General features: G+C 39.9%; 16 protein-coding genes and 1 pseudogene. 1 reads left to right on the top strand and 16 read right to left on the bottom strand.

The annotated features are described in order from the left end of the window. Positions 1-455 precede the first annotated feature (455 nt). From AB5Z52_RS13470 to AB5Z52_RS13405, 14 genes and pseudogenes are all read right to left on the bottom strand, one after another. Positions 456-1427 (bottom strand): annotated as a pseudogene (locus tag AB5Z52_RS13470) (helix-turn-helix domain-containing protein); the annotation flags it as partial. A gap of 327 nt (positions 1428-1754) precedes the next feature. Next, complete coding sequence (locus tag AB5Z52_RS13465; protein WP_003128951.1) at positions 1755-2495, bottom strand: KDGP aldolase family protein; 741 nt, start codon at positions 2493-2495, stop codon at positions 1755-1757. Positions 2496-2507: 12 nt separating this feature from the next. After that, positions 2508-3599 (bottom strand): DgaE family pyridoxal phosphate-dependent ammonia lyase, encoded by a 1092-nt coding sequence (locus AB5Z52_RS13460; protein WP_021150735.1) that lies wholly within the window; start codon positions 3597-3599, stop codon positions 2508-2510. Continuing rightward, a complete protein-coding gene (locus tag AB5Z52_RS13455; protein WP_137264752.1) occupies positions 3589-4695 on the bottom strand; it encodes an amidohydrolase/deacetylase family metallohydrolase in 1107 nt (368 codons plus the stop codon). The genes AB5Z52_RS13460 and AB5Z52_RS13455 overlap by 11 nt, the downstream gene beginning before the upstream one ends. A 15-nt stretch (positions 4696-4710) precedes the next feature. Then, on the bottom strand, positions 4711-5388 hold the full coding sequence (locus AB5Z52_RS13450) for a DUF4310 family protein (protein ID WP_003128946.1): 678 nt from the start codon (positions 5386-5388) through the stop codon (positions 4711-4713). Positions 5389-5398: 10 nt separating this feature from the next. Beyond that, positions 5399-6178 carry a DUF4311 domain-containing protein gene (locus AB5Z52_RS13445; RefSeq protein WP_003128944.1) on the bottom strand — a complete coding sequence of 260 codons (780 nt, stop codon included), beginning with the start codon at positions 6176-6178 and terminating at the stop codon, positions 5399-5401. A gap of 27 nt (positions 6179-6205) precedes the next feature. Then, complete coding sequence (locus AB5Z52_RS13440) at positions 6206-6556, bottom strand: DUF4312 family protein (RefSeq protein ID WP_086268926.1); 351 nt, start codon at positions 6554-6556, stop codon at positions 6206-6208. A 16-nt stretch (positions 6557-6572) separates the two neighbouring features. Next, positions 6573-6929, bottom strand: coding sequence for a glycine-rich SFCGS family protein (locus AB5Z52_RS13435; RefSeq protein WP_005469834.1), 357 nt, complete (start codon positions 6927-6929; stop codon positions 6573-6575). A gap of 19 nt (positions 6930-6948) precedes the next feature. Beyond that, a complete protein-coding gene (locus AB5Z52_RS13430) occupies positions 6949-7281 on the bottom strand; it encodes a PRD domain-containing protein (protein ID WP_060815333.1) in 333 nt (110 codons plus the stop codon). After that, the gene (locus tag AB5Z52_RS13425) at positions 7281-9140 is read right to left on the bottom strand and encodes a PRD domain-containing protein (RefSeq protein WP_096711091.1); all 1860 of its coding nucleotides are present in this window, start codon (positions 9138-9140) and stop codon (positions 7281-7283) included. Before AB5Z52_RS13425 ends, AB5Z52_RS13430 begins: the two co-directional genes overlap by 1 nt. Positions 9141-9690: 550 nt before the next feature. Then, positions 9691-10068: a hypothetical protein gene (locus AB5Z52_RS13420; protein ID WP_156234098.1), complete on the bottom strand. Its 378-nt coding sequence runs from the start codon at positions 10066-10068 to the stop codon at positions 9691-9693. 136 nt (positions 10069-10204) lie between these two features. Then, positions 10205-10435, bottom strand: coding sequence for a hypothetical protein (locus AB5Z52_RS13415; protein ID WP_238696188.1), 231 nt, complete (start codon positions 10433-10435; stop codon positions 10205-10207). A 9-nt stretch (positions 10436-10444) separates the two neighbouring features. Then, a complete protein-coding gene (locus AB5Z52_RS13410) occupies positions 10445-10738 on the bottom strand; it encodes a DUF3278 domain-containing protein (RefSeq protein WP_238696187.1) in 294 nt (97 codons plus the stop codon). Then, positions 10728-10931, bottom strand: coding sequence for a helix-turn-helix transcriptional regulator (locus AB5Z52_RS13405; protein WP_003128937.1), 204 nt, complete (start codon positions 10929-10931; stop codon positions 10728-10730). Before AB5Z52_RS13405 ends, AB5Z52_RS13410 begins: the two co-directional genes overlap by 11 nt. A gap of 408 nt (positions 10932-11339) precedes the next feature. Here AB5Z52_RS13405 and AB5Z52_RS13400 point away from each other — a divergent pair, with 408 nt between their 5' ends. Then, the gene (locus AB5Z52_RS13400) at positions 11340-12716 is read left to right on the top strand and encodes an MATE family efflux transporter (protein ID WP_021150745.1); all 1377 of its coding nucleotides are present in this window, start codon (positions 11340-11342) and stop codon (positions 12714-12716) included. 244 nt (positions 12717-12960) lie between these two features. Here AB5Z52_RS13400 and AB5Z52_RS13395 read toward each other — a convergent pair whose 3' ends face one another. Both AB5Z52_RS13395 and AB5Z52_RS13390 read right to left on the bottom strand, forming a co-directional pair. Continuing rightward, positions 12961-13797, bottom strand: coding sequence for a hypothetical protein (locus tag AB5Z52_RS13395; protein WP_131731953.1), 837 nt, complete (start codon positions 13795-13797; stop codon positions 12961-12963). A 14-nt stretch (positions 13798-13811) separates the two neighbouring features. Next, positions 13812-14201 carry a hypothetical protein gene (locus AB5Z52_RS13390; protein WP_096711141.1) on the bottom strand — a complete coding sequence of 130 codons (390 nt, stop codon included), beginning with the start codon at positions 14199-14201 and terminating at the stop codon, positions 13812-13814. Positions 14202-14440: the final 239 nt, after the last annotated feature.

The following is a 14440-nucleotide window of genomic DNA, read 5'->3' as shown; positions in this document are numbered from 1 at the left end:
TCGTTTTCATAAATCTATTATAAAAGAAAAGACTGTAGACATCATCCATAAAATGGACTTTGTCTACAGTCTGAAAGCAGCTCACCTACTGATGAGCTGCTTTTTATTCCTATCTCAAAATTATCTGAAAAAATGTTTTTATTAGGGTGATTAGCAAGGTTGTCAATTATAGATTTCAGCTACAAAACTTAACGCTTTTTTGTCTCTTAAGCATTGGATAATCCCCGGTACACCCTACCAAACAGCAAGAGATAATGAAGCGTTTCAATGATCTGTAAAAATAGCAAGAAGATTTCCTGAATGATTAACCAAATACATTGCCGTCAAATTAACTAACACTTATTTGCTCATTTTATCTTGTTCTTACTTTACCTATTGGAAGAACTTGCATGTCTTTTATGACTAATTGGAACAGTTCTTGTGTCGATTTTTATTACTGGAAAAGCACGCTTTCTTTATCTGCTCTTGCCTACCAACACTTGCCATCGTTCATTCGTCTTCAACCAAGAAAAGGTTTCTTCATCACTAAACATGCGGAATAAATTCTCGTAAAGTTCGTTAACGAAGTTGCTGTCGATTTCCTTAAATGTCATGTGTTCATACAACGTTGAATGGGTGAAATCGTTGATTTTAGCAACACTGGCGAGGATTTTCTCCATTGTTTCTATCGTTCGATCCGCATCCTTTTCTGCAATAGCTAAGTCAAGATCACTGGATACCTCGTGATATTCCCCCATTTCAAATAATTTTGCCAATTCTGACTGTTTCTTCACTAGCAGATGCGCCTTTGCTTTATTCTCATCCTTCATCGCCAAAAGATATAATTGTTGGAATACCATACTCATCCTTTGATAACCAGAAAACAGCAGCTCCTCATAAGCTTGATAGGCTTCTGCCACTCGTCCGGTCTTTCTGTAAAGATAGGCTTGTTTGCTTTTTTTCTCTGGGTTCTGATTGGAAAAATAATGGAGATAGCTTTCTGCTTTCTCGTACGCTTCTTTTCGTACGTAAAATCCAAACAAAGAATCGGCTGCTCGATTTCTGGTATCTTCATCCCGACTTTCTAACGCCCGTTCGTACCAACGATGAATGTGCTTCTGGTATGTTTCTTTAGCGGGAACAGCTTGTTCCAATAGCTGTACATCTAAAAGCAGTGCTACTTGGCCAATCAATTGTTCACAATTTGGGTAGGTATCCAAAATTTCTTTGGCCCAGCGAAATACATCTTCAAAAGGTTGTTTTTTGAGCTTATGATCCAGTTCACGAATGATCTGATTGATTTCGGTTATCGTGAGTTCTTTTTCAAATGAGAATAACGTATCAAGACTAATGTCTAGTAAGCGTGCAATTGGCGCTAGCAACAAGATATCTGGATGTGAATGCCCCTTTTCCCACTTATTTACTGCTGGCGCTGTCACACCAAGGCGCTTGGCTAGCTCTTATTGTGTCAATCCTTTCTTCTTCCGATACTGGCGAATCACTTCCCTCATCTCCATCGCTGTGGTCTCCTTTTCGGTTGATAGTGGTAACTGCTTTGATCATAACAAGAATCGGAACACGCAACAATTGATTAAATGATTCTATTTTCTAAAAAAAATTAACCAGTGGTTAGGTTACAAAGAGCAATCAAAGCGGACATAGAAAACTTGTCTCTTAGTTGTTTTTGTAGCAATCTTGACGCAAAAAAGACACCCATCTCTGAGTGTCTTACCAATGACTGATTCCCCATCTAGTAAACAGTCTTTATGCTTCACTTATTTGACGATTTTCTTGACCATGTCGAATAATGTTTTCACATCTTCTGGTCGAGTATCGCCAGTTTCTTTGTCAATAATCGAACTGTAAATATGCGGAATCACTTTTTTAACGCCTGCATCAATGGCGATTTGCAGAATTTCTTCGAAGTTTTCCAGATCAATTCCTCCGGTTGGTTCTAAATAAAAATCATATTTGGCGCAAGCTTCCGCAACTGCTTTGAATTCTTCTTTGTGCGCTAACCCTTTCATTGGGAAGTATTTAATGGAGCTTCCACCCATATCTTGCAGCATTTTAATGGCGGTCTCGATGGGAACCTCTGCCGCCGGTGCCTGTGAACTTAAAGGTCCAGTGGCAATATTGACGTACCCTACCTTGCCTGTTGGTGAAACCAATCCATTGATGACTGTATCGTTTTGTCCCAATAAAGCACGGGAAGTTCCTACACCAGTGAATACTTGGTTGACATGTTGCGGTTGTAAAGTACCAGATAGACGGGAAACCATCTGACTTTGGTTGGGATCTCCGGCGCCCAACCCAACGGACAATGCATTATCCGTTGCCGCTTGATATTTTTTCATGTCTTCGATCGCTGCTTCATCGCTAGTATAGTTTTTGGATAACACACCTAGTACGACATGTCCTGCTGCTGCTTCATAACAAGCTTTCGCATTTTCAACTGAATGAGCCAATACATTTAAACATACGCGATCTTTATAATAATTTGGAATAACTGACAATTTAAAAGCCTCCTACATGATTTCTTTTAAGCGTTTAATGATTTTTTCCATTTCGTTTTGGTTGACCGAGCGAATATCAAACTCAATAATTCCGTTATTTGCTTGATATTCCCGTGTGTAGACTGCTGGGTTTTGTGCCTTTAGTTCTTCAATGACTTCTTTCGCAGATTTCTTGCCAGCAACCGTGACACTTGCACGATAAATATCTCTCCCGGCGCCATCTTGAACGATTTTCGCTGATAAATCAGGAAGTTGATTGATCGCTGCCACGAAAGGTGCCAATCGTTGTTTCATGGACTCACCGGATTCACTGCCATTTTGCAGGTAATCTTCTACTGCTTGTGTAAAGCCTAAAATATTGTCTTTGCCGATTTTCATTGCCCGACCGATCCCTTTAGACTGTAGACGAATCCATTGAATGTATTCCTTTTTCCCTATGACCAGACCGGCACTCGGACCTTCGATTGCTTTGGCGCCAGAATAGATAACAAGGTCGGCACCCATTTCGCTGTATTTGAACAAGTCTTCTTCCGCGGCTGCGTCAACGATCAATGGCAAGTGATGGGCTTTGGCAACTTCTACCATCTCCGACACCGTTAGCATACTTTTCTGCACGGTATGATGGCTTTTAATATATAGAAGTGCGGCTGTTTCTTCCGTGATCATCCTAGCGACATGCGCCGGTGTACACATATTTGCATATCCCGCTTCGACGACTTGTCCACCCCCTTGAGCAACCATTACTTCAACCGGTGTGCCGTAGTCTACATTGTGACCCTTAGGTACGACGATCTCCCGTCTCGTGATTTTTTTGGTGTAGGGATGATAAACATGGTACAGGTCGCCTTGACCAATCAAAGCCGCGACAGATTGGGCAATCCCTGCTGAAGCAGAAGAAACAATCTGCGCATCTTCCACCTTCAATAACTGAGAAAGGTAGGCGCCAGTTTTCACAGTCAGATCACTCATTTCAAAAAAATGTTCACCGCCAAATCGTTGTGCGGCTAGCACATTTTCAGATACTTTCGAGACACCGAGTATCGTCATTTTTCCCGAGGCATTGATGACTTCCTTTAAAGCAAACTTTTCATAGCTAATTGTCATAAATGACGCCTCCAATAATTGTTTGGACTGGAACAATTTGTTCTTTCGCTATCCGTGTAACCCCATTGGAATCTTTCAGTTCTTTTTCATTTTCGACAATCTCAAAGATCGTCAAATCGGCATCAAAACCAACAGTCAATTGACCTTTCTTCGCCAAGTGGAAGTTTTTGGCAGGAACTGAGGTGACTTTCTCAATAATCTCTTCCCACGAGTAGCCTACTACTCTCATTTTTTCCAGCGTAGTAGCCAGATCAAAGACTGGACCATTCGTACGATTGCGGATATAAATATCTGTACTGATCGAGTTGGCTTTGAGACCTGCTTTTAAGGCAGTTTCAGCAACGTGGAAATTAAAGCTGTCTGTTCCATGACCGATATCAAAGACAACGCCTTTTTTATACGCATCCCAAACAAAGTCTTTGATTTGATCCGTGGCTTGGTCTAAAATGCCGTTCGGTTTTCCATTAAAACAATGGGTCAATACGTCGCCTTTTTCCATTCTTGTCAATACTTCTTCTAATTCAGGAGGCGCCGAACCAATATGAACCATCAATGGCAAGTCATTGTTTTCTGATTGGATTTTTTTGGCTAACTCTAGTGGCGTGATGCCATTCTCGCCGACAACTGTTTTGCTCATTCTTGCCTTGATCCCTACAATAAATTCCGGAAGCTCTGCTAATGCAGCTCTGACTAGATCTTCTTGGATTTTTGTCAGGTCAGCAAGTTCATCTTGTTCCACGATCCCCCATTTAGAAATGTTCATTAGTGCGTACACATTGGTTTTGACCGATTTCGTCAGTTGATAAAAATCGCGAATATTTTCTGCGCCCGTAGTCCCTGCATCAATAACCGTTGTTACTCCCTTTTGGACCCCTATTTGATCCGGATAATCATAATAAAGATTCATCTTTTCATAACAGTGAACGTGGTCATCGATCCAACCGGCAGAGAGATAGGAATTGCCGGATAGATCAATCACTTCTCGTGCTGGCTCATTGATTTCGGCAGCAACTGCTTTGATTACGCCTTTTTCCAACGCAACTTCCACTTTCCTGCCGTCGATTAATTTGCCATTTTTGATTAAAGTATCAAACATTTCATTGCCTTCTTTCTATTGAATTACCGCTGGGAAGATCGCACCTAAGATCATTGCGCCTAGAATAGCACCACCGGCAATTGGTTTTTTCCAAGCATAAAAAGCCAACGCGCCTAATGTCGCCCCAATACCAATGGGAATAGAGGCCGCACAAGCACTCAAAATGATCAATGGGCCCAAAAATCGGCCGGAGGAATTGCCGGCGCCCATCATGACATCCGCACCAAAAGTTGAATTTGACTGATTGATGGTGAATTTGCGGATCAACACGATAATGCCGCCAACGATCAGACCCAAGACCAACCCAGTCAATAACGAGAGGGCAAAATTATCGATTGGTGCTGTTATCTTCATGCTTAGGAGAATGGCTGGAACGCCAATCCCGATCCCAGTCAAAATCGAACCGCCTAAGTCCAAGATCCCTACCAAAGAGCCTTCTAAGATCCGAGCAAATAAGAAACTCGCCCCAAAAGCTGCCGCAGCCCCATAGGAACCGCCATCCAAGCCGGCTTTTAGCATCGCAACGATCGAAACTTCATTGAATGCACCGACGCCATACACGACATACATATGGGTTCCTGAGAATACAGCCGCTGACATGATTCCTACGATCAATGGGAAAGACCAGTCTGCAAACCAAAAACTCTTTTGCCGTTTTGCTTCTACTGCTTTTACCTGTTCTTCTGTCTCCATGATTTCCCTCCTATTTCACACTAAAGATGTTGTGCAAGTTATCAAGCCAATGAGGTACTTGAAGTTGGAAACTCTTGATCATTTCCATATCAAATCCACGGAAAAATCCGCTGAAAACAAAGAGTAAAACAATCGCAATCATCATACTCTTCGTGACCCGATTCCAACCACTCTCATCGACGCCTTTACCGATTAAGATTCCTAGAACAACGCCAGGAACCGCATTGCCCATGATCAGTTGCGCAATCCCGCCAAAAAGCGTCCCCCAGAAACCTGTTCGTTTCCCTGCATCTAAAGCCGCCAACCAGAAGATCACTGGCATCACGGTATTGATCAGAATCGTCGCTGCCGGTACCAACACGGAAACAGCGGTTACTTGTAACGCCTCTGGAATCGCTGCAGCTGTCGTATTCAAGAAAGCGACTACTAACGCGCCAATAACAGCGCCAATGATCCCCATTTTTTTCGGATCATGCATTGTCTGGCTGACATCTTTGTTTTTGGCTAAGAGAGCCGCAGCTGCCCAGTTAGGCACGATGCGGTGGGTCACATCTTGCGTGAAAGCTCCAGCGCCAACTGAAGAAGCCCAAGCATTAAAGAAAAAACCTAATCCAAAGGAAAAATGGGAGGCAGCATCCCCCATGCAGGCATTCATCTCCCCTAATGTTCTAAAAGCTCCTAATCCTTGCGTACTGGGTGCATGAAACATACGAGCTGCTCCAACAGATGCAGAGAAACCGAGTAAGCCCCCGATGATGATCGATTTAGTTAAAATAATGACAAAATCCACGTTATTCCCTCCTCCTTATGATTCAAATCAAACTTTTTTCGTTACAAACGGTAAAACAATCCCATTGGGGTCTTCTGTTAGGTGTTGAGTGAATGGTACGTCTGCCAAACGTATTTCTGTCACAGTTACCGTGACAGAAAGTTCGACTTCATAATTCACTCGTTGCCGGGGAAAAAAGAAGAATAGAAAGCGTTCTGTGTATTTGTTTTCGACCGCCTTCAACACCTCCACATTGATTGGTTCGATGCGCAATAATACTTTCGCCGATGCCATTAGTTTGTTTTGGATCTCTGCGAGTGCTGATGCAAAGGCATGTTGCTTAGTTTCTCCTTTACCGGAGACGATGACTTTTTGCTGAGTTGTCTTTTGAACGCTCATCTCGTATGCCCTCTTTCTATTTTCCGTGCTTTTTGATAAATTCTTCCGTCAACCGTTTCCCTAATTCCTCTTGATCCATAAAACCGAAACCTAGCACGGTTTTCCCATCTTTGATGGCGGTGATCCCTTCTTCAATCGAACGCATCCCATGACGTTCTGGATACCCATATTTATTTGCGGCTGTTAAGGCTCCAGCCCCACCGCTCCCGCAAAAAGAAATTCCCATATCGGCATTCTCTTGTTGCATGACATCACCTAAACGCATATCTGCGCCCATTCCCGGAACAACAACTGCCTTGCCGCCAGCTGCTTCTACACCTTTAGCTACGTTTTGTCCTTTTCCCATACGATCTGCAATAACTACTGTAATCATGATTGTTTCCTCCCAAATATTAATTATTTTTTGCTGTTTCAAAATGAATCGATAAAACATAGATCTCATCTTCACTTAAATGACCAATCGTTCGAACGACCTCGTCGGAAATCGCAATGGCTTCTTTGGATACTTCTCGGAACAATTCCCGATCAACAGCGGGAATCTTTTCTCCTTTTTGAGAGCGTTTCAGCATCTCATTCAAGTGATTGATCAGAATCGTCCACTGAAGTTCAGTAGGTTCAATGGCATATTCCGCAAGTCGCTCTTCGACTAAAGCAATCACTTGTTTTAATTTTTCCTGGTTTTGACTTTCCTCGATCATAGTTATCGCTTCTGCTGACAGTTTCACTAGCTTGACGCTCCTTCTTTTATATATGAAAATAATGCGCTGATTTCTGATTTGTTGATGCCTAAATTATTTTCAGCAAAAATTGCTTCAATTTCTCCTACCAACGCTTCTCGGTTCAAAATGATTTGGTCGACTTGGCTGCCTTCTGCTAAATATTGCTGATCAAAGGTGATGCGATGGACCATCAAGAAAACATGAAGCAAAAAGGCTTCTCGGTATTCTTGGATCAATTCAGACTCTAATGTGACAAGTAACTGTTCATAGATCGTATATGCCTTTAAAATCAGTTCCTTGCTGAAGTCTTCCAGAGTCCCCTTATTGATAGGTGCTTCATTGAGAACTAATTTGTGCCGCCTATCCTGACTTGTTGAAGCGAGGATTTTTTTGATCATCTGCTGGATGTTTTGCAGATCCTGCTCAGTCGGCAGTGGATGGACTTTGATGAAAGGCCGATCAATGCCATTGATCGGAAAAATACTAATGACTAGATCCGGATCCTTCGCGGCAATCACCTCTTGTGCATTTAAGACTGAAGCAAAAGCCACAATAGTAATATTGTTCAATTCTTCGTTGATCTTTTGCTTAATTAAACTCGTCACACCTAAACCCGTTGAACAAACGTAAACCGCTCGAACACTTCGCAAGTCTTCTTCTCTTTCGTAGGAAACCAGAAAGTGCAACGCAATGTAGGCAACAAAAGAATCATTGATCAAGAGTTTCTCGTTTATTTCTTGGAGTGCTGCTTGATTGATAGCAGCAAACAATTCAGGATATTTCTGTTTGATGTCCTCTTTAAACGGATTGTACTCATTGACAAAATTTTTCCTTCTTGAGAGACGCATAGACAAATGGGCGTAGAGATTCGTCAATAATTGAGGGTCTTGATAAAACGGAAAATTGATTTTCTTGCTTACCTTATAAATTATATTCTCTACCAATTTCATGACATCTTGCTGATGGATCGTATCAAAGGTATCACTATAAATATAGTCATACTCATCTTCAAACAAGGGCAATTGATAGTAATCAAACACCTGCTGCATCACACGATACGAAAGATCATGTTTGTCTATTTCGTGTTCCCGGATCAATTGGTACCGTCCAATCGTGGATTCTTTGCGCAAGCGAACAGTGGCAATCGCTACACGGATCAGGATATTTAGTAGTTCCGCATAATTTAGTTTTTCCAGATTTTCAGATTCTAGTAAGTACCTCATCCGAATGATGACTTGATTAAAGACCTCCTGCAACGGTGTTGCCTTCGCAGAATACATTTCGAAGCATTCCGTTTCTCTGCCATTTAGCAATAAAGCCATTAATTTATAAATGTCATAGTCTGTAAACTCTTTTTGCAAAATCTCCTCGATCGTTAATCGTACTAGGCGTTCCTTGCCAGTGATCCAAAATCCCTTTCGTGTCTGGCGATTCAGAACTAAGCCTTCTTTGAGATAATGGTATTCCAACTCATCCAAATCATTCATGATCGTATCTTTACTTACTTCTAGCGCATTGGCCAGCTTTAGAGCCGTGATCGCTTCCTTGGTAACAAGAAGCATGATTAACAGGCGATTGATCCGTAAGCCTTGATCGGCAAACAGCTCCAGACGATTGACATCCATCAATTCGCTTTTTAGTTTGATTCGATCAGAATCACTCACACTTAGCCAAATACCCTGGCTCCGTTTGCTGTGCAGTTCTTGATTCCGCTCAATCAACCAATCACGGATATCCTCCAGATCATATTTGATCGTTCGTACACTGACACTTTCTTTTTCAGCTAACTGTTTGATCGTTACCGGTTCTGTCATTTCTAACAAGTAAATCAAAAGTTGGCTTTCTCTTTTGGTAAGCTGCTGCATCGTTCTCGCTCCTTACACCGCTAAATATAAGCGTTTTCTTAACTAGTCACAATATGAAATGTTTGCACTTAACTTAGTGCAAATGATCGTAATTTAACAACTCATCAACTTATTCACAAGCTTATCCCCCCTCAAAACCGCAACGTGGACCCATTAATTATTGCACTAAGTCGTCCCTTTACAACATCTCGATGCCATTTTTTCTGCTTTTTTTATTTTATGACACTAATCCAACTGACAGATACCCTTCACCTCAATGTATCAGAAATCGATTCCCCGCATGACATCATTGAACAGCAAAAAACACTTTCCAACTTTTGGAAAGTGCCAGGAAATAGGATATGAACGTGTTCGTTTTCTCGACTGATTGTTATTTAATCAGGTGATTATGCATCAATGAAACCGTTAGACATATCCATCTTGATTAACTTTGAACAGCTATTTATTGAATCAGGAGAAGAAACAGTTCAAGATCAATACACTTGAGAACCAATGAAAACCCACTAATGCTATGCCATTTGTCATTAAAACTACTTCCATTTGTACTCGCCTACTTCATTTCAAACTCTTTGCCGAATTTTATTAGATACATTTTTTCTAAAGTGTCCTCTAACAAATACAACTTCCTAGGGGAGATAAATGCATTCTTCCAGTCCCAATTCACCAAATCATACTTTCCAATGTCAGCCATCGCTCTTACTTCTTCAATCGATAAGTTCAATTCTTTTCTTAGTTCATCGATTTTTTGGATTTGTTTTTTTCTTCTGAGAGCCGTTGGTACGTTTATCGAAGAAATGACCACCATAAACCCTAAAAAAGAGGTCCATTCATAATAAAAGTCAAATACATTACATACAAATAACAGAAACAAGCCTAACAAGAAAAAAATAATCGAATACAACCAATCGATCTTTTCATTAGCTACCATCTTTTTCACGTTGATAGCCTCCCTCCTAATTACCTTCAAGACAAACAATAAAAAAAGAAAGCAACTCGCTTGATTTCAGCCGCTCCCAGCTATATTTTACTATGGTTCTGATTGACTGTTCGTTAAATATTTTTCACTATTCTTCTATTTTTTTCAACCTTAACCGCAACACAAGATACATCATACCTCCAAAAAAGCAACCTCCGAGAATGGAAGCAATGATCCTGTCTGGTGAAACGATGTACGGAAGGAAATCTTCTTCATCCAACATCATACTAAGTACTCCATTCAATAAGTGAATCGCAATTGCAAAGTAGATACCTAGTCCAATTCCTTTAAGAATCGTCTTCTTCTTTTCTTTTGCCATCTCTTTGGCTTATACTTCGTTTTCTGTCAATTTTAAGCGTGCCGTGGCAAACAGAACATAACCGCAAACGATAAAGACTGTAAAGAATATATTACAGCCAATAAAAATCCATAACGCCAGCTCTGGTTTCTTAGATGCAAAAACCGTTACCAGTAAATTAGCAACCAGCGTATACCCAAACATCAGCATAAACGCATTATTGCCAATATGTTCTACTTGGCTTTTTTTGTATTCATCTAAGACACCAGAAATACCATAAAACCGCTTGATTATTTTTACTGCCAATCCTTCTTTAGCCTTCATCACTTTCAACCTCCCAAAACAAAGAATTTAAATCCGTTTGCAGTACTTTAGCAAGCTTAATACATAAATCAAGAGAAGGATTATACTTATTATTTTCAATCAAATTGATCGTTTGTCTTGCCACCCCAATCTCTTTAGCTAAAGCATTCTGAGATAAATTCATCTTCTGTCGAAATTCTCGGACTCTATTCATTCTTTTCTCCTATTTAGTCATATATATGTGACACAAGCGTACTACTTATCTCTTTTTCTGTCAAATATATATGACATATTACCAAGCTAGTGTAAACTCCCAGCAATCGATCTCACAAGCTTTGTAGAGAGTATAAAATTTATAATCCATATCAGCAAATCTAGGCTAGAAGTACGTAAAAAAGACCCTTCCAATGGAACAGACCATCATTACCTAAGATAACTATTCTAGTAGAATGGAATAAGCTTTGCATGTTCCACATTCTGTAACCAGCATCTTTCGTTGAGGAGACGATACGCTAAAAACTTCTTTCTTAATCCTCTCATCATAGAACTCTTCTTTTTTCTCGAATCACTTTTTGCTATACTAATTGAACATATCGAAATTTTTATTGTTTATGGAGGAACCATGCAAAAATTTATTGGAAACAAAGCTTTTTACAGGACTGTTTTAACGATCGCCATTCCGATCATGATCCAAAATGCCATCACTAATTTTGTCGGTTTATTAGACAATTTAATGGTAGGACAAATCGGAACGGCCCAAATGTCTGGCGTGGCGATCGTTAACCAACTAATTTTCGTTTTTAACTTAAGTATCTTTGGCATTGTTTCTGCCGGTAGTATTTTTGGTACCCAATTTTATGGGAAAAAGGATTATCAAGGGATGCGAGATGCCTTTCGTTTCAAGCTAGCGGGCAATCTTTTGATTTGTTTGTTGGCGATGGGGCTGCTGTTTTTTTGCCAAGATTTTTTGATTCGCTTATATTTACACGGTACCGGTGACAGTGCAGAACTGACACTTGCTTTGACGTCTGCCAAAGAATTTCTAGTCATTCTTTTGTTTAGTCTGCCGTTTTTTGCTATTTCTCAAGCTTATGCCAGTTCTTTACGCGAAATGGGCAAAACCATGGTACCGATGTTTGCCAGCAGTATCGCTGTCGTCACGAACACAGCATTGAATTTCTTATTGATTTTTGGTTTGTTTTTCTTCCCCACTTTAGGGGTGCGAGGTGCCGCGATCTCCACATTGATTGCCCGCATCGTCGAATGTGCTATCACGATGTATTGGGTACATCGCCATGAGGAAGAGAATCCGTTTGCCATTCGGGTCTACCATCAATTCCATGTCCCTTTGCATTTGGTGAAACAGATTCTGCGTAAAGGATCGCCATTGATGGCAAATGAAATCCTTTGGGCGATCGGGCAGACAATGATTATTCAAGCTTATTCTGTTCGAGGACTATCAGTGATTGCTTCCTTGAACATCTCATCCACCGTCTCCAATTTGTTCAATATTGTCTACATGGCACTCGGCGGTGCCGTTGCGGTCATGGTAGGGCAACTTCTTGGAGCCGCTAAATTTGAAGAAGCCAAAGACAGCGCCCGGAAGCTGCTTTTCTTTTCCGTCATGAGTTGTCTTGTACTTGGTCTTTTGATGATCCTAGTCGCACCATTCTTTCCAGAAATTTATCAAACCGAACCCGAAGTCAAACATCTGGCGAGTCAATTCATCAAAGTCGCCGCACTGTGTATGCCTATGTACGCCTTTAATCATGCCAGCTATTTTATTTTACGTTCAGGTGGGCAAACCTTGATCACCTTCTTATTTGACAGTGTCTTTACCTGGGTGATCGTCTTGCCTCTAGCCTTTGTATTAAGCACTCACACCAGTCTTTCGATTGTCTTAGTCTACTTGTTCTGCCAACTAGCAGAGCTGATCAAGAGTGGGATTGGGTATCGTTTGATTCGATCCGATCTTTGGGTGAAGAATATTGTGCATTGAGGAAAAGTTTCAACATAGGGGATGAAAAAGATGGATAGTCTGGTGGAAATGAGTGATTTTTTATCCTAAAAATAAATAAGACATTCCTAAAACCGATTATGATTTTGGGAACGTCTTATTTATTAAGATTATATTTATTCTTTTGACCATTGAAAATATAGACATTTCATACAAAAACTGTTTTCAAAAAATGGTAGCTTTACTAAAAATGACTCCGCAAAATGATCATAGTAATTTTTTGCTATTATTGAAATAATTTTTTTCCAGTCCAACTTGAAATTTCGTAACTTTGTAAAGTTTTTGGAATCTTACTGTAATTCAAATAAGTAGCATTTTCGTACCAACCATCTGCCACTACAATAAAGTTTGCTTGTGCCCCATTCATAGTGCCCGATAATGCCCCTTGGGTAAATACCGTATGTCCTCCAATACTTCCGTTAGGTTTATAGTAAAAATAAGTAAATGCTACTGGATAACTCTGTGCAATTTTCGTTTGGATATCCGAAAACGAAGGAGACACTTTTCTCTGATATGTTAAACTAACACTTTTATCTTTTGCGTATTTTACTAGTGCTGGTCCAATTTGGTCAGGTTGTGTCCCTCCATAAGAGATTCCATTATTGGTTGAAGATACGGTAGTTCCTGAATAGTTCCACAATGAATTGTATGCCACCTTTAATTCCGAATCATTTCCAGAATTAAAGAATCTATAGGAAGAACTTATAGTTGCTAATGCATGTACTGCACAAGCGTATTTCCCAGTGGCTTTTTCAGATCTACTCTGGGATAGCGCATTAAACATTGCTAAATAATGTGCACTTGTCAAGTGTAAATTACTTGGATAATTACTAAATACCGCGCTTGCATGGTCATACTTTGTAGAACGAGAATTATATCTAGAAAAGTGTTCTATTTCCATTTCAGCAACAGGCTGTACTTCTTCTACATACTTTTCAAATTCATTTAGTGAAAAGTTCTCACCGTTGGTACTGATGACTGAATCTTTGTCTTCTACAACTAAATTATATTCAGTGGGAAAAGTCTCAATTAAATAAGATTCCTCAGTATTATCAACTTTCATTTGTGATTTATCTGCTAAAAATCATATAAACTTTTTGATCCAAGTTCTATAGAAAATTGAGCAATATAAGTACCTTCCATTCTTAAATCAATTATAACGTAACCGTGTGTCACACCCTCTTTAATAAAATCTACACTATAAGAAATAATTTTTTCTTCTGTATCATAAATGGGAATTATAGAAGAAACAACCAAATCTTCAGTTCCTTTAAATTCTTTTGCAAAGTTTAAAGCTAAATTGGCTAAGCTTTCAACAGTTATTTCAACAGCAGACTGTTCAGAATAATTTTCACTGATGTCTGCTTCTGAAATGGAAACTTCTTTTGCATTAGTACTCTTCTCTGTATATAGAAACACAAAACAACTTGTTACCATTACCCATAAAATTCTACTGATTTTCTTCATTTTTAACTACTCTCTTTGTTTGCCAACCAGCGCAACCATAGAACACAATGTATTATTCATTCCACTTAAAACCATATTCTATGACCAACATTTTTTCACTTCATTTACCTAGCATTTACAAATTTTATGACAGTTTAAAACATTCAGTAGAGCTTAATTGCTTCGAGAGTGTAAAATATTTTGTGTAAATAGAAAAAAGGAAGTCCCTTCTGTAGAATAGAGTTACCACAACACATTCA

Origin of the sequence: Enterococcus sp. RTP21361st1_A6_RTP21361_211029 (assembly GCF_040910045.1) — a bacterium.
Classification (GTDB): domain Bacteria; phylum Bacillota; class Bacilli; order Lactobacillales; family Enterococcaceae; genus Enterococcus_D; species Enterococcus_D gallinarum.
The sequence above is the reverse complement of the archived record's forward strand: the minus strand, read 5'-3'. Positions and strand labels throughout refer to the sequence as shown.